This is a genomic window from Corynebacterium tuberculostearicum, from assembly GCF_016894265.1.
GTDB classification, from domain to species: Bacteria; Actinomycetota; Actinomycetes; order Mycobacteriales; family Mycobacteriaceae; genus Corynebacterium; species Corynebacterium tuberculostearicum_D.
This window is the reverse complement of the sequence record NZ_CP069791.1, coordinates 362566-384542: the sequence shown is the minus strand read 5'-3', so window position 1 is coordinate 384542 and position 21977 is coordinate 362566. Positions and strand designations below refer to the sequence as shown.

General features: G+C 62.9%; 17 protein-coding genes and 1 tRNA gene. 6 read left to right on the top strand and 12 right to left on the bottom strand.

Translation table 11 applies throughout. The features are described 5' to 3' along the window. Positions 1 to 80: 80 nt before the first annotated feature. The 6 genes from I6J28_RS01955 to leuA form a co-directional block, all read right to left on the bottom strand. Positions 81 to 854, bottom strand: coding sequence for a type 1 glutamine amidotransferase (locus tag I6J28_RS01955; protein ID WP_204610465.1), 774 nt, complete (start codon positions 852 to 854; stop codon positions 81 to 83). Next, positions 847 to 2124 carry a Mur ligase family protein gene (locus I6J28_RS01950; RefSeq protein ID WP_005323158.1) on the bottom strand — a complete coding sequence of 426 codons (1278 nt, stop codon included), beginning with the start codon at positions 2122 to 2124 and terminating at the stop codon, positions 847 to 849. Before I6J28_RS01950 ends, I6J28_RS01955 begins: the two co-directional genes overlap by 8 nt. A gap of 27 nt (positions 2125 to 2151) precedes the next feature. Then, complete coding sequence (locus I6J28_RS01945; RefSeq protein WP_204611384.1) at positions 2152 to 3453, bottom strand: DNA polymerase III subunit epsilon; 1302 nt, start codon at positions 3451 to 3453, stop codon at positions 2152 to 2154. 198 nt (positions 3454 to 3651) lie between these two features. Further along, positions 3652 to 5931, bottom strand: coding sequence for a hypothetical protein (locus I6J28_RS11700; RefSeq protein ID WP_239454639.1), 2280 nt, complete (start codon positions 5929 to 5931; stop codon positions 3652 to 3654). Positions 5932 to 6041: 110 nt separating this feature from the next. Then, the gene (locus I6J28_RS01935; protein ID WP_204610463.1) at positions 6042 to 6818 is read right to left on the bottom strand and encodes a hypothetical protein; all 777 of its coding nucleotides are present in this window, start codon (positions 6816 to 6818) and stop codon (positions 6042 to 6044) included. 57 nt (positions 6819 to 6875) lie between these two features. Then, entirely contained in the window at positions 6876 to 8693 is a 1818-nt protein-coding gene (gene leuA, locus I6J28_RS01930; protein ID WP_204610461.1) for a 2-isopropylmalate synthase, read from the bottom strand. A 220-nt stretch (positions 8694 to 8913) separates the two neighbouring features. Here leuA and I6J28_RS01925 point away from each other — a divergent pair, with 220 nt between their 5' ends. Continuing rightward, on the top strand, positions 8914 to 10041 hold the full coding sequence (locus tag I6J28_RS01925; protein ID WP_204610459.1) for a mannosyltransferase family protein: 1128 nt from the start codon (positions 8914 to 8916) through the stop codon (positions 10039 to 10041). Here the strand turns inward: I6J28_RS01925 and I6J28_RS01920 are convergent. Continuing rightward, positions 10038 to 10916 (bottom strand): DMT family transporter, encoded by an 879-nt coding sequence (locus tag I6J28_RS01920; RefSeq protein ID WP_204610457.1) that lies wholly within the window; start codon positions 10914 to 10916, stop codon positions 10038 to 10040. The genes I6J28_RS01925 and I6J28_RS01920 overlap by 4 nt on opposite strands. Before the next feature lie 228 nt (positions 10917 to 11144). On the opposite strand from I6J28_RS01920, the gene I6J28_RS01915 reads away from it, so the two are divergent. After that, positions 11145 to 12410: an aspartate kinase gene (locus tag I6J28_RS01915; RefSeq protein WP_005323151.1), complete on the top strand. Its 1266-nt coding sequence runs from the start codon at positions 11145 to 11147 to the stop codon at positions 12408 to 12410. Positions 12411 to 12444: 34 nt separating this feature from the next. Continuing rightward, positions 12445 to 13476 (top strand): aspartate-semialdehyde dehydrogenase, encoded by a 1032-nt coding sequence (locus I6J28_RS01910; RefSeq protein WP_204610455.1) that lies wholly within the window; start codon positions 12445 to 12447, stop codon positions 13474 to 13476. A 108-nt stretch (positions 13477 to 13584) separates the two neighbouring features. On the opposite strand, the gene I6J28_RS01905 is transcribed toward I6J28_RS01910, so the two are convergent. Together I6J28_RS01905 and I6J28_RS01900 are read right to left on the bottom strand one after the other, a co-directional pair. Beyond that, positions 13585 to 14985, bottom strand: coding sequence for a YkvI family membrane protein (locus I6J28_RS01905; RefSeq protein WP_204610453.1), 1401 nt, complete (start codon positions 14983 to 14985; stop codon positions 13585 to 13587). Positions 14986 to 15269: 284 nt separating this feature from the next. Beyond that, positions 15270 to 15812, bottom strand: a complete 543-nt coding sequence (locus I6J28_RS01900; RefSeq protein WP_204610451.1) for an RNA polymerase sigma factor — start codon at positions 15810 to 15812, stop codon at positions 15270 to 15272. Positions 15813 to 15918: 106 nt separating this feature from the next. On the opposite strand from I6J28_RS01900, the gene I6J28_RS01895 reads away from it, so the two are divergent. Then, positions 15919 to 17469, top strand: coding sequence for a catalase (locus tag I6J28_RS01895; RefSeq protein ID WP_204610449.1), 1551 nt, complete (start codon positions 15919 to 15921; stop codon positions 17467 to 17469). A 91-nt stretch (positions 17470 to 17560) separates the two neighbouring features. Here the strand turns inward: I6J28_RS01895 and I6J28_RS01890 are convergent, their stop codons facing one another. Further along, a complete protein-coding gene (locus tag I6J28_RS01890) occupies positions 17561 to 18157 on the bottom strand; it encodes a hypothetical protein (protein WP_204610447.1) in 597 nt (198 codons plus the stop codon). 86 nt (positions 18158 to 18243) lie between these two features. Here I6J28_RS01890 and I6J28_RS01885 point away from each other — a divergent pair, with 86 nt between their 5' ends. Next, the gene (locus I6J28_RS01885; RefSeq protein WP_204610445.1) at positions 18244 to 19692 is read left to right on the top strand and encodes a hypothetical protein; all 1449 of its coding nucleotides are present in this window, start codon (positions 18244 to 18246) and stop codon (positions 19690 to 19692) included. A 714-nt stretch (positions 19693 to 20406) separates the two neighbouring features. Here the strand turns inward: I6J28_RS01885 and I6J28_RS01880 are convergent. Continuing rightward, positions 20407 to 20483 (bottom strand) — tRNA-Pro (locus I6J28_RS01880). A 78-nt stretch (positions 20484 to 20561) separates the two neighbouring features. Next, complete coding sequence (locus tag I6J28_RS01875) at positions 20562 to 21452, bottom strand: metallophosphoesterase (RefSeq protein ID WP_204610443.1); 891 nt, start codon at positions 21450 to 21452, stop codon at positions 20562 to 20564. Positions 21453 to 21485: 33 nt separating this feature from the next. Between I6J28_RS01875 and I6J28_RS01870 the strand changes: the two genes are divergently transcribed. Further along, the gene (locus tag I6J28_RS01870; protein ID WP_204610441.1) at positions 21486 to 21950 is read left to right on the top strand and encodes a GatB/YqeY domain-containing protein; all 465 of its coding nucleotides are present in this window, start codon (positions 21486 to 21488) and stop codon (positions 21948 to 21950) included. Positions 21951 to 21977 lie beyond the last annotated feature (27 nt).

The window sequence follows — 21977 nt, the reverse complement described above, 5'->3', positions numbered from 1 at the left end:
GCTACAAGGGGAAGCGGCCGAGCCTGTGGATAACTCGGGGGTTTCGCGGCCGCCGGGCGAAGTTATCCACAGGTTTGAGCCTATCTTTGGGAGCGCGGGGGCTCGGAGGCGTTGAAACGTTCGACGCGCAGGCGGTCGACGGCCGGAATCTCAATCGGCTCGAGGTCCGCGAGGGCCACGCCCATGGCCTGGGCGAGGAGGAGATCGGCCAGCTGCGGGTTTCGAGCCAGCGCCGGACCGTGCATATAGGTGGCGATGACGCTGCCTTGGACGGCGCCTTCGTAGGTGCGCTGGGCGGAGCCGTCGCTGAGATCGGCGGTGGCGGCCTGGTCGGCATTGCCATTGCCGCGGGTGAGCGTGCCGAGCGGCTGCGCGGAGGGGCCGAGGATGGTGGCACCTAGGTGGTTTTCGAAGCCGGTCAGCGGTTCGGTGAGGTCCGCGGTGACTCCGGCGCGGGTGGGCTTGGAGGCCACCTCGCCGATGGCGCGGTCCTGCATGCCGGCCGTGGTGGCGTCGAGCAGTCCGACGCCGTCGATAACGCGGCCGGAGGCGCGGAAGGATTCGCCGAGGACTTGCAGGCCGGCGCAAATGGCGAAGATGGGGCGGCCGGCGTTAGCAGCGCGGGTAAGGCCGCCGTCAGCGATGAGGTGGTCCGCAGCCAGGATCTGCGCGGTATCTTCGCCGCCGCCGAGGGTGTAGATATCCAGCGTCTCGGGCACGGGCTCGCCCAAGCGGATGGGGTGAATCTCCGCCTCGAAGCCGCGCATGCGGGCGCGCTGGCGCAGGACGAGGGCGTTGCCGTCGTCGCCGTAGGTACCGAGGACGTCGGGAAGCACTAGGCCGATATTAAGCATTGGTGGCCTCCTTGGATAGCGCCTTCTTCAAATCGCGGAAGGCGGTGTAGTTGGCGAGGACCTCGATGCGGCCCTCCGGGCAGGCGGCGAGCGCGTCCATTGGGTCCGGGATGAGCTCGTGGGAGATATCGGCGTAGACCAGGCGCACGGCCAGGTCGGTGCCGCGCTCGCCGGCGGCCTTGACGCTTAAGCCATTGAAGCCTTCGAATTTCACGTCCCAGAGCCAGGACATGTCGATGCCATCGGCCACCTGGCCGTTGGTGGCGATGACCAGGCCATCGGCGCTGCGGTCCACCATGGACAGGGCTTCTTGCCAGCCGGCCGGGTTCTTGGCCAGCAGCAGGCGTATTTCGCGGCCCTTCCAGTGGATGGTGGAGTAGCGGCCGGCGACGTCGTCGATGCCCTCAGCGGCCGCAATGGCCTTATCGAGGTCCACACCGAAGCCCTGCACGGCCGCGGCGATGGCTTGGGCGGCGTTGCCCCGGTTCGCGCGGCCGGGCAGCGCCAGGTTCAGCGGGCGCTTGGCGGTCGGGGTGATGATGCCATGCTTATCGACGCCCCAGGTAGGCTGCGGCCGGCGGAATTCGCGGCCGTCGGCAAGCGGCTTAACGGCGTACCAGTCATCCTCGGTGCGCACGACGTGCCCGCCGGTGCGGGGGCAGGTGACGGAATCGCCGAGCCAGCCGGCGCCGGCCGAGACCCAGATGACATTCTTGGCGTCATAGGCCACGGAGGTCATGAGCACGTCGTCGCAATTGGCGATGACGAGCATGTCTGGGTGAGCCTCCACGGCGCCGCGCAGGGCGCGCTCAATCTTGTTGATTTCGCCCACGCGGTCCAGCTGGTCGCGGGTGAGGTTGAGCAGGACTAGGGCCTGCGGGTTGAGGTTATCGGCTACGTGGGGCACGTGGAGCTCGTCCACCTCGAGGACCAGGTGCGAGGCGTCTTTGCCGGCCATGAGCGCGGAGATGATGCCGGCGTCCATGTTGTCGCCGCCGTCGTTGGTGGCTACGGTGTGCTCGGCGCGGACCGCGGCGGCCAACATGCGGGTGGTGGTGGACTTGCCGTTGGTGCCGGTAACCAGCACGGCTGGGCGCCCACCACCCAGGTTGGTCATGATGGAAGGGTCAATGGCATTGGCGATTAGACCACCGATCATGCCGCCGGCGCCACGGCCGGTGGCGCGGGAAGCGGTGGTGGCCAGCTTCGCGGCGGTAGTGGCGGTGGTGGTGCGCAACTTCTTCAACGCACCCGGGACTCTAAAACTCATGTCCCCTAGGGTAGTCGGGCGGGCGGCCTAGTCGTTCTTTTTCCCCGCCGAGCCGCCAGAATTTCGTCGGCCCCTGCCGCGACCTCCGCGGCCGCCGCGGCGACGACGGCGCTTATGGTTCTTGCCGCCGCCCTTTTTGTTGTTCTGCGGCGAGCGTTGGGCCCGCGGCGCAGGCTTAGCGGATTCGGGTTCGGGCTCGGCGTCTTCGATGCGCGTGAGGGCGTCAAGAAACGCCGCATCCGACATCAGCGGAATGCCCTTGCGGTGGGCATGCATGGGCTTGCCCACCAGATCCGTGGTGACATTGCAGACCACCAGCGAGGACTCGCGGGTAAGCTTTTCCGAATAATTGAGCTCCTCGCGCATGAGCGCGGCGATGATGGTGTCTGGGTCCTCGAGGATTTCCGGTGCGACCACGATTTCCATGCCGCGGCGCAGCTCCTTGCCCGGCTCGTACTTGCCGGGGTTGTGGTGCTGGACGGGGGCCTCGGCGGCGTCGACGCGCACGTGGGAGCGTTGCAGGCCGAAGCGATCGGCGCGCACGTCATCCGGCGCATAGCTGCGCACCGTGCCGCCTTCTTGCTGGCGGTAGAGCGCGATGAGCAGCTCGGTGTCCTCGCGGGAGGTTTCTGGCTCGGGCCGGCCGGCGCGCTCCACCGAGGCTTTCGGCGTGGCGTCCAGGCCGCTCTGCTTGGCGACGCCCCCCAACCGCACATCATTCGACCGCACCTGCTGCGCATAGGAGGTGGCCAAGGTATCGATAATGCGCACCGGCGTGGGGACGTGTCCGACCTTTTGGCGGCGCCGGCGGCCCTTGTTGCGGCCGCGGTTGCGCGCCCGGTTTTGGCGCGCGGCGGCCATCATGGCGCGGCGGGCCTCGGCGACGAGAAAGCCCCAGGTATAGGGGAGATCGTGGACGATGAGCGTGCGGCCGTCGATAAGCTTGTCCAGCGATTTAAGGATCTTGCCAAAAGCTGGTGCCTGCTCAATATCGGTGGTGCTCAGCCCGTGGAGGTGGCGCGGTCCGGCGTCGATATCGGGCTTGAGGACGGCGTGGAAGAGCTGGCCGTGTTCGCCGGCGTCGTTGAAAGCAACGGCGTCGATAGTCACGATGCGCCCGGTGCTGGGGTGGATGCCGGTGGTCTGTAGGGTCAGCGCCACGTAGGGGTAGTCGGCCGCATCGGTGGATGATTCGGCCTGCTGCGGCTGCTGCGGCTTCTTGTTAGCTGCCTCCGGCGCGGCAGGTCGCTCGTGATGGGCTGGTGGGTGCGGCTTCGGCTTCGGTTTTGGCTTGGGTTTTGCGGCGTCTGGTTCGCCGGACGGTCGCACCGCGCGGCGCGGCCGAGTGCGTCGCTGTTCTGCGCCCGGTTTGGGTGCTGTGGACCTGGCCGCGTGGCGCGAAGCCACCGTCGCGGGCGACGGCGCTGGGGCCGACGCCGGCGTGTGCTGCGGGGAGGGGCCAGGTGTGTTGTTCATTAAACTCAGTGTAGTATCCCGCATTTCGTGCAGGGGGACAGGACGCGCCGCTTAATTTTCGACGACGATGACAATGACCTTCGGCGGAGTCGTTGGCTCCTCGGGCTCCTCAGGTCGCCCCGGTTCCTCCGGCTCTGCGGGCTCTGCCGGTTCTGCCGGTTTCTCCGGTTCTTCCGGCTCTTCCGGCTCGGACGGTACCAGCGGCATCTCCGGTCCATCCGGTGCGCTGCGGTACGGCATAGGCAGCGCCGGTTCGAGCTCTACAGGGATCTCTGGTTCGGGGGTGGGGTCGATTTCTGAGCCAGGGATCGTCGTCGTAGGAGCAGTAGTCTCCGGCTCTGGCGTCGGCTCGAGCTCGGAACCTGCGATAGTGGTGCTTGGCGCGGTGGTAACCGGCGCCGGCTTAGGCTCGGGCTCGGACTCCGAGGTCAGCAACGGAGACGTCGTCGTAGGTGCGGTCGACTCCGAGGGCTTTGAATCCGAGGACGCAGGCTCTGAAGATTCGGGCTCGGGCTGTGCCGAAGTGGACGTAGAGGACGCAGAGGTAGACGTAGACGAGTCTGCAGCCTGGGTCGGCTCAGACGTTGGCTCGCTCGTGGCAGAACTGGTGGCGGAGCTGGAAGGCTCTGCGGTCTGCTTTTCCGTCGAGGCTGCGGTGGTGGTTTCAGTCGTCGTTTTCTCGGAAGTTGTCTTTTCCGAGGTAGATGTGCTTGAGGTCGGCAGATCGGACGGCTTGGCAGGCGAGGATGCCGCAGAGGACGGCTCCGCAGATGTCGTGCTCTTCGTAGACTCCGTGGTCTGGGAAGGCTCTGCAGACTGGGAGGACGAGGAGGTTGCGGTCGGCGTCTTGGCCGCCGCTACCTGGGGTGCGGGTTCTGAGCTGGAGGATGGCGTCGCGGCAGGCGTGGTCTGAGACGGTGCTGGGGCTGGGGCCGGGGCCGAGGCGACGTCATTGGCTGCGGCCATGGCGGCAGAAGCCGCGGCGGAGGCGGCGCGGGAAATTGACTGGGAATCCTCGCCGTGGTGGCCGCCGCGGGGTTCGCTGTGGTGGCCACGTCGGTTGTCGGAGGCAGGGGCGTGGGTCTGGGCACGGTCAGCGTGGGGAGAGTGCGTCGCGCTGGGCTTTTTCGTGGTCTGCGAAGTGAAGGTGGGGCGGTGCGGTGCTGGAGAGGAGGGGGCGTCGGCAAGCGGGGGCGGAGCCGAGGTACCGCTGGTGGGGCCGGCATCGTAGATGCGCGGCGTGGCGGGGTGCGCGGGGCGCTTGGGGCCATTGCCGTCGAAGTGGGAAGAATGGTTGCCTTCCGGAGCAGGAGCGGTGGAATGCGCGTTGGAGTCCGAAAGGGCTTCGTCGTCGCTCAGTAGGTTGGTGGCCACGGTGGCACCGCCACCAACGAGCACGGCGACGCCGGCTGCGGCCAGCAGGTTCGAGGTCACGGCACCGGAAGCGCCAGCAGCACCGGCTGCAGAGGTGACACTGAAACCGCTGGTTGCGGAAGCGCCGGCGGTGGTGGCACCGGCAGTAGTGCCGCCGGGAACAGCGGATGCGGCCTGTGCGCGGGCTGCGGTGGCTGCGGACATGACGGCGGCACCACCGGCGACAACGCCCAAAACTAGGCCGGCGTGGTGCTTATTGGCGGCGTTGTGCGCGTAGATGGTCAGCGCGGGGCGGTCATCGGCGTTGTAGTGGAAGTAGCCGTGGGCAATGGCGAGGCGGCCGGTCTTGGTGCAGTCGAGGACGGCGGGGGCAATCTCGCGGGCGGCGTCTCGCGGGAGGGAGCCTAAGAAGGTGCTATTGACATAGACATCAACGGTATTTCGACGCAGGAAACCGCGGGTGTGCAAAGAGACGAGATAGTGCTCGTCGGTTTGCGGAAAGCCGGTGACGTCCTTGGAAAATTCCGTCATCGTGGCGGTGGTCTCGCCGGGCAGCATGGTCCAGCGCTGCGTCGGCGGGTTATTGGCGGGGATGCACAGGTGCGGTGCCGGCAGGAGCAGGTTGAGCGTGGGCCATTCTTTGCCGGAGGCGTCCGTCATGCTCACATGGGCGGTGGTGTGCGGGCGTAGGCCGGCGCTGAGAATCCAGTCAAAGAGGGCGTAGGCCTGGGAGTCAGCGGCGCTGAGGCGGCCAAGGAGAGAATCGCCGATCCACACCGCGAAGCCTTCCTGGGCGGTGCGGGGACCGAGCTCCGCGGAGAAGTAACCGCCTTCCGCGGCGGTGGACTCGAGCAATTCGCTGAAAACTTCTGGCGGAACATCCCCGACGGGCAGATTATGGATCACGCCAAAACCGTGGTCGGGGACCACGTAGGTGGCGGAATCCAGCGAAGTCATTGGGGTCTTTCGATACGGGGGAATAGTAACACTGCATTTTAGGCGTTGACTTGGGCCATTTCCAATTTCCCCTGCCGGTGAATAAGGGGCGTTGTCCTGAGCAAAAGTTTCTACAGGATGAAAATAAGTACGGCGATAAGCGCTGCAATCATCAGTAGGGCAATGAGGGCAGGCCGCCACTGACGGCGCGGTGCGGAGTCATCGACGTTGACGGCGCGGAAGCTCGTGGTTTCGAAGGTTTCGGTGGCGGCGGGGGAGGTAGGGGTGGCGTCGGCAAGCGAGGCTTCCTTTGAATCCGGCAGCGGCGCTCCCGCATAGATGCTGAGCACCCGGCCAGTGCTGCGCGGCGCATGGTAGGCGTGGGCTAGGGTTATGCCCTGCTTGGCGACGTCCACCCCTTCCAGCCGCCCCACCCACTGCGGGCCCAAATAAGCATCGGCGCCGGAGCCGGTGGTGCTGGGTGAAAGCGTCACCAATACGTGCATGCGGGCGTGGGCGGGGATATCCAAATCCGCGGGCAGGTCGGTGATGTTGATGGGCGGGGCATAGCCCAGCATTGTCCACGGGCCGGCTGGCGGGTTATTGGCCGGCAGGCAGAGGCCCGGCCGAGGCAACAGCAGGGATAGGGATCCATCGGGCTGCGGCGCGGCGGTGGCCGCAGGGGTGAGCCCGGCGCGAAAGAGCAGATCTATCTCGGGGTATTCGGCGCGGTCTGCGCTGGTGATGTGCCCGATGGGGGAGTCGGTGCGCACCTCCAGGCCACCGTCCTGGCGGGGCGCCAAGGTGACGGTGAATTCCTGGTTTTCCTTCGTCTGCGCACCATAGATGGGCAGGGCCTGCACGGCGCCCAAGCCGCGGTGCGGAATGAGGTAGGTAGAAGAAGGCATACCCACCCTTCTACCACGCCGGGGCGCGGCGCTGGTGTGTAGCACCGGCGGCTGGGCTTAGGCCAAGGCGCGGTTGACGGCGGAGTTAATCGCGTTGATGGAAGCCCGCGTGGTGGATCCGGCGATGCCTGCTCCCCAGACCTTGTTCTGGTTGACGTCGGCGGCGATATAACAGGCGGCCTCAGCGTCGTCGCCGGCGGAGCGGGACTGCTGGGAGTATTCCATGACCTCGAAGTCGATGCCCAGGGATTCCAGCGCGTTGGCATACGCCGCGATGGGGCCGTTGCCGGTGCCGGAGACGGTGGATTTTTCCCCGCGGAAGGCAACCGTGGCGGTCACGGCGACGTCACCGTCAGCGGCCGGGGAGTTGTCCATGTGGAAGGCCTCCACAGCCAGCGGGGTCTCGCGATCAAGGAATTCGGTGGCGAAGATGTCCCACATATTCTTGGAATTGACCTCGCCGCCCTCGGAGTCGGTGATTTCTTGCACCACGGTGGAAAATTCCGCTTGCATGGCGCGCGGCATATTGATGCCGTGGTCGGTCTTCATGATGTAGGCAACGCCACCCTTGCCGGACTGGGAGTTGACGCGGATGACCGCCTGGTAGTCGCGGCCCACGTCCTTCGGATCGATAGGCAGGTAGGGAACCTCCCAGATGGCTGCGCGCAGTTCTTCCCACGAGACCTCGGTATTGTTCGCGCCGGGGCGGATGGTGGCTGCCAGCGCATCCAAGCCCTTGTTGATGGCGTCTTGGTGGGAACCGGAAAAGGCGGTAAAGACCAACTCGCCGCCATAGGGGTGGCGCTCCGGCACGCGCAGCTGGTTGCAGTATTCAACGGTTTCGCGAATCTGCGGCAGATCAGAAAAATCGATCTGCGGGTCCACGCCCTGGGTGAGCATGTTCAGGCCCAAAGTGACGAGATCGACGTTGCCGGTGCGCTCGCCGTTGCCAAACAGGCAGCCTTCGATGCGGTCCGCGCCGGCCATAAAGCCCAGCTCGGCGGCGGCGATTCCCTCGCCGCGGTCATTATGCGGGTGCAGGGAGAGCACGATGTCCTCGCGGCGGGCTAGATTGCGGTGCATCCACTCGATGGAATCGGCGTAGACATTGGGCGAGATCATCTCCACGGTGGAGGGCAGGTTGATGATCATTGGGTTATCAGGGGAGGGATCCATGATCTCTACTACTTCATTGCAGACCTCGCGGGCGTAGTCTAGCTCGGTGCCGGTGAAGGATTCGGGGGAGTACTCCCAGCGCCACGTGGTGTCTGGGTAGTCCGCGGCGATGGATTTGATGAGTGCGGCGGCGTCGGTAGCCAGCTTCTTGATGGCGGGCTTGTCCTTGCGGAAGACCACACGGCGCTGCAGCTTCGAGGTGGAGTTATAGAAGTGCACGATGACGTTCTTGGCGCCCTCGCAGGCCTCAAAGGTGCGGCGGATGAGGCGTTCGCGCGCTTGGACTAGCACCTGGATGGTGACGTCATCGGGAATCTTATTGCCCTCGATGATTTCGCGGACGAAGTTGAAATCCGTTTGGGAGGCGGACGGGAAGCCGACCTCGATTTCCTTGTAGCCCATCTTGACCAGCAGGTCGAACATGCGGTGTTTGCGCTCTGGGCTCATGGGATCAATCAGCGCTTGGTTGCCATCGCGCAGATCCACCGCGCACCACTGTGGGGCGTTCGTGATCTTCTTGCTGGGCCACGTGCGGTCCGCCAGGTCGATGTCTTCCACCTCGACGGCGAAGGGTTGGTAGCGCTCGTGGGGCATGGCCGAGCCGCGCTGCTTATTCCACATGGGCTGGCCTTCGCGGCGCGGGCCGTTAGGGGTGGTGATATCGCGAGGGGCGCTGATAAAAGAGTCAGTGGGGGACATGGTGGTGCGGTTTCCTTGTCTGTGGTGTCTATGGGGAGACGGCCAGCTGGGCTTGGGTAGCCGGACTCCGCGACGGGGCGCTGGCCAGTATTTAGGCCGAAATCCCGCCGCGGCAGATAAGGAGTAGGTCAATCCGCTGTGCCATATCGGTCACACTACAGGCTCTCTCACTATGTGGCAAGAGATTTCATTCAATGAGACGCGACGGCGGTGCGGTACTATGCCTTTCGTGTCTACCGCCCGCAATGCCGTGTCCAACTCGTCGTCCTTACTGCGCTACTTGTGGGCGCCTGCTGCGCTCGTTGCGCTCATCGGAGCCGCAGTGCGCGTGGGCGTGCTCGCGGCGGTGGCCGCCGTGCAGGACGATAAGCTCTGGGGACTGCTTAATAAGTGGGACGCCAAGCACTACGTAGAAATCGCCCGCGGCGGTTACTTCGGTGCGGATATCTCAACGGATGGGCCGGTCCATGAGACGACCATGGCCTTCTTCCCGGGCTTTCCCTTCCTGGTGCGCGCGGTAAGCGGCATCCTGGGAACCGGCGAGGCCGGCACCGCTATTGCGCTTAACGTGCTCTTTAGCATTGCGCTGGCCGCCGGGGTGATGGCCCTGGCCGCGCAGATGGGCATGGGGAAGTGGGCCCAGGTGCTCAGCGCCGTAGTGGTAACCAGCGCGCCGATGTCCATCGTGTTTTCTATGCCGTATACCGAGGCGCTTTTCGGGGCACTGGCTATCTGGGCGGTGGTGGCGCTGGTGGGCGAGCGCTGGTGGGCCGCCGCGGCGTATATCTTTGTGGCCGGGCTCGTGCGCCTTACCGCGGTGGACCTTGTTGCGGTCTTTGGGCTTATGGTGCTGCTGCGGGCCCGAAAGGACTGGCGAGCCTGGGCCGCGGTGGCGTTTTCGGTCGTGCCGCTGGTGGGGTATTTGTGGTGGTCGAGCAGCCATTTGAAAGATGTCGGCGGTTACTTTGGTATCCAGAAGGAACATTGGAATTCCGGCTTTGATGGCGGCAAAGCCACGGTGGTGTGGCTGTGGGAGACGCTCACCGGGGCCACCAATGGCGGCTACCTGCTTAGCGCCGGCGTAATGATCGCTGCCCCGGTATGCCTGGTGCTGGCGTGGCGCCGCCTGCCGCTGGCGGCCTGGCTATTTTCCGCCGTCCTCATGGCCAATGTGCTGCTTTCTGATGGCATCATGCACTCGCGGCCCCGGCTGCTCCTGCCGGCGGTGATCGTGTTGTTGCCGTGGGTGAAAAAGGGGGCGTCGGCAAGCGTGGCGGTTATTGCCTGGGCCCTGTTTGGCGCGTGGTTTTCGGCCTATATGCTCGGCGTATTTGAGTGGGCCATCTAGCCGCGCTGGCTCACCGGGCTGCGGGAGAGCACGATGGTGGATAGCACCATGACGGTCAGGGCGATGAGCATAATTGCCCAACCGACGGCCGTATCGATGAGGAATTTCTCTCCCAGCACCATGTATCCCAAGCCGAAGGCCACGATGGGTTCAAAGATGGTCATGGCCGGCAGGGAATGGGCCAGGGGGCCGGCGTTGAAGGAATATTGCTGTACCACCGTGCCGGTGAGCGCGAGGCCGATGAGGCCGTAGAACTGCCAGCTGGCCAGCAGGGTGGTGAGGCCTTCGTGGGTGAAAATATCCACCACGGCCTTCGAGAGCAGGGCGACGAAGCCATAGATAACGCCGCAGGCCGTGCCCAATGCCAGGGGGCGCTGATTCGGTAGCTTTGCGGCCGCCGCGCCGAGGATTGCGAGGGTGGTCAACCCCACGAGGAGCGCCGGCCACCAATCGCTCCATTCTGGGCGGGGATTGCCGGCAACCGGTCGGCCGTAGATGACCATGATGCCCACCGCGATGGTCAGCGCAATGGACCAGAAAACTTCGTGGAAGGGCATCTTGCGGCCGGAGTACCACGCCGATAGCGGCAGGGTAAACATCAAGGACAGCACCAAGATGGGCTGGACGACCAGCAAGGTGCCGAAGCCGAGCGCGATAACCTGCAGGCCGTAGGCGCCAATCGCGGCCGCGGTGCCCACCCACCACAAGGGGTTAGACATGGCGGCGCGCATGACCGAATCATCGGCGTCAAGGGCGATGCGGTGGCGGATGACTGTGCCCCAAGCAACCGTCAGCGCGGATGCGAGCGCGAAAAAGATGGCGAGGAGGTTGCTTAACACCCGCTCAACGGTAGTAAAGATTCCTGTTATATGCATATTCTGCGCTGTATGGCGCGCGTTTTTCTCCATGGGGGGCGGCCGGCGCATGGCGCGCTTTACGCTCGGGCGTGTGAATAAAAAGCAAGCATTGTCTAGGAATTATGATGAGGACTAGACCCCTGCGGGGTAGCATGGGTATTTGACTAATGACCGACAGATATTTCTGGACGCGCGCGAACGCACACTCCGGAAATGCCTGGAAAGACGAAAGGCGGCATCCTCACCGTGGCCCTGATCGTGCAAAAATATGGCGGCTCATCCCTCGAATCCGCAGACCGCATTCGCGCCGTTGCGGAGCGCATCGTGGCCACCAAGAAGCAGGGCAACGACGTCGTTGTGGTGTGCTCCGCCATGGGCGATACCACCGATGAGTTGCTCGACCTTGCCGCCCAGGTCAACCCCGTGCCACCACGGCGCGAAATGGACATGCTGCTGACCGCGGGCGAGCGCATCTCCAATGCGCTGGTGGCCATGGCCGTGGAATCTCTGGGTGCCCATGCTCAGTCCTTTACCGGCTCCCAGGCCGGCGTGCTCACCACCGAGCGCCACGGCAATGCCCGCATCGTGGACGTTACCCCAGGCCGCCTGACTGAAGCGCTGGATGAGGGCAAGATCTGCATCGTCGCCGGATTCCAGGGAGTTAATAAGGAATCGCGCGATGTCACCACGCTGGGCCGCGGTGGTTCCGATACCACCGCGGTGGCGCTAGCCGCCGCGCTGAATGCGGACGTGTGTGAGATTTATTCCGATGTCGATGGCGTGTATACCGCAGACCCGCGCATCGTCCCGGACGCGCAGAAGCTAGACAAGCTCTCCTTTGAGGAGATGCTGGAGATGGCCGCGGTAGGTTCCAAGATTTTGGTTCTGCGCAGCGTGGAGTACGCCCGCGCGTTCAATGTACCCTTGCGAGTTCGCTCGTCTTATTCAAATGACCCCGGCACCCTAGTGACCGGATCGATGGAGGATATTCCTGTGGAAGAAGCAGTACTCACTGGTGTAGCAACCGATAAGTCCGAGGCAAAGGTCACCGTCCTTGGAATCCCGGACCGCCCAGGGGAGGCAGCGAAGGTTTTCCGTGTCATTGCCGATGCGGAGATCAATATCGACATGGTCTTGCAAAACGTCTCCTCCCTGGAGGATGGCACCACCGATATCACCTTCACCTGCCCGCGTGCCGACGGCCCGCGCGCCATGGAGCTGTTGACCAAGCTGAAGTCCGAAGGCGGCTGGGCCAATGTGCTTTACGACGACCAGGTGGGCAAGGTCTCCCTCGTCGGCGCCGGCATGAAGTCCCACCCGGGCGTGACCGCCGAGTTTACCGAGGCCCTGCGCGACGTCGACGTCAATATGGAGCTCATCTCCACCTCCGAAATCCGCATCTCCGTGCTCACCCGCGAGGCTGACCTGGATAAGGCCGCTCGTGCGCTGCACGATAAGTTCCAGCTTGGTGGCGAAGAAGAAGCCACGGTTTATGCTGGAACCGGACGTTAAATACCCAAAAGCAACTACAGAGGATTTTTAAGTCATGACCACTGTTGCAGTCGTAGGCGCTACCGGCCAGGTCGGCCGCGTTATGCGCTCCATCTTGGAAGAACGCAATTTCCCGGCGGATAAGGTGCGCTTTTTCGCCTCGTCTCGCTCCGCCGGCACCGAACTGGAATTCCGCGGCGAGCAGATTACCGTAGAAGACCTCGCTGAGGTTACCGAGCAATCCGTTGCAGACGTTGATATTGCCTTGTTCTCCGCCGGTGGCTCCACCTCCAAGCAGTGGGCCCCGGTATTCGCCGCAGCCGGCGCGACCGTGGTGGATAATTCCTCGGCCTACCGCAAGGACCCAGAGGTTCCCCTCATCGTTTCCGAGGTCAACCCCGAGGCAGCCAAGAACACCCCGAAGGGCATCATCGCGAACCCGAACTGCACCACCATGGCTGCCATGCCAGTGCTGAAGGTCCTCCACGATGCCGCTGGCCTGAATAAGCTTCACGTGTCCTCCTACCAGGCGGTGTCTGGCTCCGGTCTGGCCGGCGTGCAGGCGCTGGCCGCGCAGGTATATTCCGTCGGTGAGCACAATGTGGGATTGGTCCACGACGGCTCCGCGATTGATGACGAAGACTTTGGGCCGTACGTGGCACCTATCGCCTATAACGCCCTGCCGATGGCCGGAAACCTCGTTGATGATGGCTCCCTGGAGACCGACGAGGAACAAAAGCTGCGCAACGAATCCCGCAAGATCCTGGACATTCCGGAACTCAAGGTAGCGGGCACCTGCGTGCGCATCCCGGTCTTCACCGGCCACACCCTGACCATTCACGCCGAGTTCGATAAGCCCATCACCCCAGAGCAGGCCACCGAGCTTTTGGGCGGCGCTCCGGGCGTTACGCTTGCCGACGTCCCCACTCCGCTCGCCGCCACCGGCATCGACGAGTCCTTGGTTGGCCGCATCCGCCAGGACCAGACGGTGGACGATAACAAGGGCCTCGTGCTCGTTGTTGCCGGTGATAACCTGCGCAAGGGCGCTGCTCTCAACACCATCCAGATTGCAGAGCTGCTCGTCTAGCACAGCGCTACATCGCCGCCTGTCGCACTACAAAGCTCGGTGCCCTCCTTCCCTGGTTGTGGGAAAGGAGGGCGCCGAGCTTTTGGCTTATTAGCCGTGGGCGAGGGGTTAGTCCTCAGAAACCGGCTTGGCGGTGCCAGTATCGGAGTCGGCACCAGTGCCCCTCTTGCCAAAGTCGAGGTCGCTAGTGGACGACGGAACCTCCGGCTTGGTGTGCTGCACGTAGGTCACGGACGGCTCCGGATCTTCGCGGTCATACTCAATATCATCATCATTTTCGAGCTCCTCGTGGATCTCTTCTGCGATATTGGTGACGAACTCGGTGGTTTCCATATTGGATGCTGCAGCCAGCTTGCGCAGCTCGCGCTCGTTCTTCTTGGTAAAGCGCTTGCGCGGATCCAGACGACGGGATACCAGCTCGTGTGCGCGCATGCGGCGGTCGGACTCATCCGAGAGCTTGCTGCCGTTCTTGATGCGGTTGAAGACCATCACCGCGATCATCAGCAGTCCGAGGTAGCCCAGGATTGGGTAGACGTTGCTGACCAAGGCCTGGAAGCCCACGAAGGACAAGATGAAGCCGATGATGCAGGCGCCGGCATAAACCGGGTAGAAGCGCTTGGGGTTATTGCGGGTCAAGCGCTTGCCCAGCGCGTAGAACATGCCGATGGCGGTGTTAAAGACCATGCCGTAAATGACAAAGGTCATCAGCACGCCCAAGACTGGGTGGATGCTGGTAATCAGGCTCAGTACCGGCATGTCCTGGCCGTTGACGGTCTCTGCCTCGAAGAAGAGGGCGAATACCAACAGTGCCAACAGGATGAGATAAAGCAGGCCACCGATGAGGCCTCCGACGCCAACTGCACGGTTATCCAGGAAGTTACCGCCAATAACGATGGACATGGATACTGCCGTCATCACGTTTAGGCCGGTGTAGTTCAGTGCGGCTAGCCACCAATTAGGCAGCGAGGTATCAACATTGTTGACCGCCCAGTCATTCATGGCAGAGAAATCAACGTCTGCATTCAAGATGGTATAGCCGGTGGCAAGCACCACGAAGATGATGATGAATGGGGTGATGGTACCGATGACTGCGGTTACGCGGTCGACATCCATCAGGCCGACGAGCAGCACCAAAATCAGCATGGCGGTGGCGCCCACCCATACTGGGATGGACGGGAACTGCTGATTGATATTCGAACCACCGCCGGCGAACATGACGAAGCCGATGGCGAACAAGGTCACCAGGGTGGACCAGTCCAAAATCTTGGCGGTAAATGGCGATGCGACCTTGTCGTAGACAGCGGTGTGCTCCTCGGCCTGGAAGTACGAGCCGAGCTGCAGGATGGAGATGCCGGTGATCATCATCAAACCAGCGGCCAGGGCGATGCCCCACAGGCCCCAGTTACCAAAGGCCACGAAGTACTGCATGGCCTCCTGGCCGGAGGCGAAGCCTGCGCCCACGACGACGCCGATAAACGCCATGGAAATTCCGATTGCGCGTTTTAACATGAAAGGGAGAAACTCTCTTACTCACACGCGCCGGGCCCGGCATTGGTATCGCGCGGGCCCGGATCGACGGTCGATTTATCACGTGTGTACACAACTAATAAACCACACATTGGACAGATATTTCGGGCAAGAATCGCCCTCATTGTGGCCTCGTTCACCCCACTCATTGCGCGTAAAGTGCAGCTAAGTGCCAATATCTGGGGCCCGCGGGATACAAGGTAACCAGAGCGTAACAATTTGAGAGTGAAATTAACTCCGCAATCGCAGGGGGCTATTTGGGGGTATTAACCTGTCCCCGCGATGAGATCCTTGCGGGCGCGCGCCACGCGGGAGCGAATGGTGCCCACGCGCACGCCGGCAATCTTGGCCGCCTCCTCATAGGTATAGCCCAGTACCTGGGTGAGGATGAGGGCTTCGCGGCGGTCGGCCGGGAGGGCGTCGATAAGCGTACGCGCGTCGATCCACTCGCTCCACGCCGTGGATTCTTCCGGCGCCGCACCCATCGCGTCTTCGTACTCGGTGGCAGATTTCCGCGGCCGGGCCATATCGTGGCGAATATTGTCCACCCACACGCGCCGGGCCAAAGACAGCAACCACGTGCGGGCGGAGGACCGCGCCGCAAAGCGCGGCAGGGCGCTGATGACGCGCAGATAGGTCTCCTGGGTGAGATCGTCGGCCCCCTCGGGCCCGCCCAGGTGCGCCAGCAAGCGCCACACATCATCCTGGGTGGCCTTGATAAACTCCGTCAGGGCCGCGCGGTCGCCGCGACCGGCCCGAAGAGCGAGGTCGGTGACGCGGGCGTCGTCTGCTGCGGAGTGGTGAGTCACCTGAATGAATCTACCAGCACCCTTTACTCTCTTTGGCGAGCCCTGACAACCGTGCAAAGTTTTGCCACACTGGGAAGAACTGACCGCGAATTGCCAGGAGGCAAAAATGAGTGAATTTACCGCTGATGACATCCTGAACAAGGGCCAGCGCCCCGCTGGCAAGGGAAATACCACCCGCCCCTCGGGCCAGCCGGTGCCGTCCGAAAACACCTCGGTGACCGCGGGCCAGCAGGGACCGGTGGCGCTCAATGATATCCACCTCATTGAAAAGCTCGCGCACTTCAACCGCGAGCGCGTGCCCGAGCGCACGCCGCACGCTAAGGGCCACGGTGCCTTTGGTGAGCTGCACATCACGGAAGATGTCTCTGCCTACACCAAGGCCAAGGTCTTCCAGAAGGGCACCGTCACCCCGATGATGGGCCGCTTTTCCACCGTGGCCGGCGAGCAGGGCTCCCCGGATACCTGGCGCGATGTGCACGGCTTTGCCCTGCGCTTCTACACCGAGGAGGGCAACCTCGACATCGTGGGCAATAACACCCCGGTCTTCTTCATTCGCGATGGCATTAAGTTCCCAGACTTCATCCACTCCCAGAAGCGCCTAGGCACCAATGGCCTGCGCGATGCCGATATGCAGTGGGATTTCTGGACCCGCAACCCGGAATCCGCACACCAAGTCACCTATCTGATGGGTGACCGCGGCACCCCGAAGTCCACCCGCCACCAGAATGGCTACGGCTCCCACACCTTCCAGTGGGTCAATGAAGAAGGCGAGGCTTTCTGGGTCAAGTATCACTTCAAGTCCCGCCAGGGCGTGGAGAACTTCACCGATGAGGAGGCCACCACCACCGCCGGCCAGAACCCGGATTGCCACCGCGAGGATCTTTACAACGCCATCGAGGAGGGCAACTACCCGATCTGGGACGTTAAGGTGCAGATCATGCCGCTGGATGAGGCGGAGAATTACCGCTTTAACCCCTTCGACCTGACCAAGGTCTGGTCCAAGAAGGACTACCCGCTGCACGATGTGGGCTACTTTGTACTCAACCGCAACCCGCGCAACTTCTTTGCCCAGATTGAGCAGGTGGCGCTCGATCCTTCCAATATTGTGCCGGGCGTTGGCCTATCCCCAGACAAGATGCTGCAGGCCCGCGCCTTTGCTTACGCTGACCAGCAGCGTTACCGCATCGGCGCGAATTACAAGCAGCTGCCGGTTAACCAGCCGCAGAATGTGAACGAGGTCAATACCTACGAGCACGAGGGCAGCATGCAGTTCCTCTTCAATGCTCCGGAGGATCCGGTCTACTCGCCCAACCGCCACGACAAGGGTACGGGCGTGCTTGACGACGCCGCTGTAAACGACCGCTCCCAGCTCGAGACCACCACCGCGGCGGAGCTCTACATCAATCCGGAGTCCCACGGCAGCGACTTGGTGCGTGCACCGTACGTTCGCCACGCCGAGGACGATGACTTTGTGCAGGCGCGCGATCTGTACGAGAACGTCTATGACGATGCCGCCAAGGAGCGCCTGGTCACCAATATCACCAACGCGATGGCCGGTGTATCCGAGGAGACCGAGGAGCGCGTCTACGAATACTGGACCAACGTGCACCCAGCCCTAGGCCAGCGCGTGCGCGAGGTCTACGCCGAGAAGAAGTAACCCTTCCCCGGCAGGGCCTGTGCGCTAACGACGCCGCCCCCGTACCGAGTTGCTTTACTGCACGGTACGGGGGCGGTTTCTTGCTGTGTGGCTAGTCGCAGCGGCGCATCTTTTCCGTAACAAAGGCGGGAGCGCCCTCGGCGGCCCACTTATCCACGTCGTAGCACGGGGCGGCCATGCCGGAGGTTGCCTCGCCAATGGATTCAATGGCTACCCACTGGCCGCCCTCATAGCGCGCCCAGGCAGTCCAGTCCGTGCTGTCTTTGCCAAAGTGGGCCCACTGGCCATCGCAGTTATTGACTCGGATATTGGTCATGGTGGGAGCTGCGGGCTGTAGCGCTTCTGGGGAGCAGTCGCCGCGGCCGGTGTCGGCGGGTACGGCGGCCGGGGTTTTGCTTTCTGCGTTGCCGGATTCCGCGGTGTCCTCAGCGGGAGCTGCCTCCGCAGAAGTGGGCTCGGCCGCCGCGGTCTCAGTGGCGGTGTCTGCGGCTTCCGAGGTAGCGGGCTCGCTCGTGGTTTCCTCGGACGAGGTCTCCTCGGCCGAGGAGCTTGCGGCGGTGGCGTCGGAGAACTCCGGTTCTGCCGAGGTATCGGCGTCGTTGGAGCAGGCAACAAGGCTGAAGCACAGCGGCGCGATGGCCGCAGCGGCGAGGTAGCGGGAAGGGGATAGGGAATAATTGTGGGACATGCCATATATCGTAGAGGAACTGCCAATGCGGGGGTGTTCGGCGCGCCTGCAACAGGGGAGTGACCTGCAAGGATAGGTTCATTACCATGACCTCACGCCTTGCCTCCCCAGACGCTGCGTCCCCCTCCCGGTGGCGCAGCGTCCTCTTGATCCTCCTGCTCGCCCTGCCGCTCATTATCGGCGCTGCGGTGGCGGGCCTTGCGCAGTGGGAACCCGCCCACACCTGGTCTAGCGCCGCGCAGCCATTTGGAGCGCCGCGGGAAAATTCCGCCTCGCCAGAGGTGAAGGAAGCCGCCGAGGCGGCCAGCCGCGCGCAGGCACAGGCGAGCATGCTTAAATCGGGCGCCACGCAGCTTGACGACGGCACAGGGGAGCTGAATAAGGGGGCGGATGAGCTCGGAGGGGGCGTCGACAAGCTGGCGACCGGCTCCCAAGAACTGGTGGCCGGCCTCAATCAGCTGCAGTCCGGAACTAATACGCTCGGTGGCGGTGCAACGGAGCTGGCCGATGGTGTCGGCGGTGCCGTGGACCAGGTGGTGGGCCTCGGTGCCGTCCAAGGGCAGATTCTGCAGGCCATCGATGGCACGATGCGCGACCTGGAAGGCAATAAGTCCAAGGAAGCGAAGGAAATTCGCTCGCAGCTGGGCGATCTCCGTGCACAGGTGAATAATTTCCGCCTGGATAATTCGGTGACTGATCAGCTCAAGAAGCTCAAGGACGGCTCGCGCGATCTATCCAATCAGTTGGCGGTCAATGGCTATGCCTATCACGATGGCGTGAACCAGGCCGTATCCGGTGCGCAGGAGCTCAACGAGGGAATTGCGGAGCTGAACAAGCGCGTTGGTGAGGCGCAGGAGGGCGTGGACAAGCTTGACGACGGCGCCGGCAAGCTCTCCACCATGGCAGCCCAAAACCAGACCAACGTGGGTGAAATTCAGCGTGCCCTGCCGCCGGCGCATACCGCGACCGACGGCCCGGCACATCTGCTCAGCCCCATCGTCGCGATGTTGGTCTCCGCTTTGGTCCTGCTCGCAGGCGCCGCGGCCGGTGTGGCCTGGCAGGTGGGATTCCGCCCATGGCTGACGGTCCTCGGCGGCACGCTGGCCGCGGTCGCCATCGGGGAAATCCTCCTCTTTGTGCTCGCCACCGGATTTACCCCTGTGGCTGCGGTGTGGGCCGGCGCGGCGCTCCTTCTGGGCGCGCTGTCCATGGCGGCCATCACCCGCGGCCTACTCGGGCTATGCGGTATTACTGCCGGCAGCATCCTCGCCGCGCTGTTTGGCATAGGCCAGACCGCGCTGGTGGGTTGGCTATGGAAATCCGCGGCAATTGCCGGCGTTTCTAAGGTTTGGCAGATTGTTTCTAATCTTTTGCCGCTGAATTGGACTACCGCGGCCGTCACGGCGGCGGGTAACGAAGGCGAACAGGCCGTGTTGTGGACCGGCGTTGCGGTATTGCTCGCCATCACTCTCATTGGGCTGAGTGCAAAGTGGTGGGCTCCATCCACAGGAAAATTCAAACCTACGGTTCATTAGGTCTGAAAAAGCACACCTAAGAATAAGAAACATTGGTGGAAACTGGGAATTTTGATTCGCGTTACCGTTTGCATTGTGCGAGTGCTACAGTTGGTCTTGCTCACAAAGCCTACTTAGGGGGTAGGCGAACGGTTTCTCCAATCCGTTGTGAGTGATAGGGAATAGGGACGACGCGGCGCTGTAGGGGCACCGCGTCGTTTCCCATATGTGGGGTGCCTAGCTGCAATTTTGCGGAAAATTCCGTGCAATTTGTTGAATGCTTTTGCTGGGGTGGGGACTTTTTCAAGCAGTGCGAAGTGCTTCGTGGTGACGATTATCTATAGGCAATTCAATTTAAACCGGTGTGAGCTTTGGGGATAGTAGTAGCGTTGTCGATAGTTGGGGTTTAACCTAGGGCACACTCGCTTGCCCGCGTAGCGTAGGGCATGGCAGATCGTCGGCGTGTGAAGCGACACTAAGGGGGCCTAGTCGGGCTTGCGGCCATGGGTCCGACCCTCACCTCTGCGGCGGCGGGACTTCTGATCTGCGGCCGAGTAAATCCCATTATTTCTATGGGGCTGGTACCCGTCGTTGGTGCCTTGATAAGTGGATTTGGTCTAGGTGAAAAACATCTGACTTTTCAGCGAGGTTTAAGTTCAGCGCTCAAGAGCACCCGGGGAAATGTAGGGATGCTGGCGTAACAACGAAAAGGCCCGCAGCAAAGCTGCGGGCTGTTGGTCGGGATAACAGGATTTGAACCTGCGACCTCTTCGTCCCGAACGAAGCGCGCTACCAACCTGCGCCATATCCCGGCGTTCCGCCTTGAAAAGCGGTACCTGGATACTTTAACGCAAGCTGAGCGCAATCAACAAAACGGCAGGTGGCCGGGTTTAGTCCACCTCGGTGATTTTCAGCAGAGTGGCGGAAGGGCGGCAGAAAAGGCGTACCGGGGCGAATTTGGAGGTGCCCAGACCATTGGAAACATGCATCTTCATCGGGCCGAAGTCGTGGAGGCCCTGCACGCGGTCGCGGTCGATGCCGCAATTGGTTACCAGTGCGCGGGAGCCGGGCAGGCAGATTTGGCCGCCGTGAGTGTGTCCAGACAGCGAGAGTTGGTAGCCGTCGGCCGCGAACTTTTCCAGCACGCGGGGCTCGGGGGCATGGAGGAGCGCCAGGGACAAGTCGGCGTCCTCGTTGGGCGGGCCGGCGATTTCGGAGTAGTCATCTAGATCATGGTGGGGATCGTCCACGCCGGCGACGGCAAGGCGGACATTGCCCACCTTGAATTCATGGCGGGCCTGGTTGGCATCGCGCCAGCCGTGCTCCAAGAAGGCGGCGCGCATACCGCGCCACGGCAAGTCCACATAGGAGGGCTCGCGCTTTTTGCCCAGCAGGTACTTGAAGGGATTGACCGGCTGCGGTGCCCAGTAATCATTGGTGCCGAAGACGAAGAGGCCGGGGCGAGCCAGCAAAGGACCGAGAGCGCGCAACGTATCGGGAACGGCCTGCTGGTCGGAGAGATTATCGCCAGTGTTGACCACGAGGTCCGGCTCTAGGGCGTCGAGGGCAGAAACCCAGGCAATCTTGGTCTCCTGGCCGGGGATCATATGCAGATCGGACAGATGCAGCAGCCGAAATTCCGACTTACCGCGCAGCGTGCCCTTGGGCAGGAGGGGGAGCGTATATTCCTTGAGCTCGAATTTGGTCAGTTCGCTATAGCCCCATGCCGCGGCGCCCAGGCCGGCAGCGGTGAGGCCGCCAAGAATACGTAAAAGTTTCACGGCTACCACACTACCTGGCGTACATTGATAGGCATGAGCGAGCTAAAGCAAACCATCCGTGCAGATCTGAAAACCGCAATGAAGGCCAAGGAGAAGCAGCGCACCAGCGCCATCCGCGCCTTGCTGGCCGCCATCCAGGCCGAGGAGACCAATGGCTCCCGGCATGAGCTGGAGGACGCCGATATCCTCAAGGTGATTGCGCGCGAGATTAAAAAGCGCCGCGAGTCCGCCGAGGTCTATGAGGAAAACGGCCGTCCGGAGCTGGCGGAAGCCGAGCTTGCCGACGTCCCCTTCTTCGAGGCCTACCAACCCCGCCAGCTGGACGAGTCCGAGCTTAAGGCCCTAGTGAAGGACTCTATCGCGGAGGTAGAGGCCGAAAACGGCGAAGCACCCACCATGAAGCAGATGGGTGCAGTAATGAAGGTGGCCAATGCCAAGGCCGCCGGCCAGGCAGATGGCAAGCGCCTGTCCGCTGAGGTCAAGTCCCAGCTGAGCTAAAGCGGACGAGACCGCAACGGGCGAGGC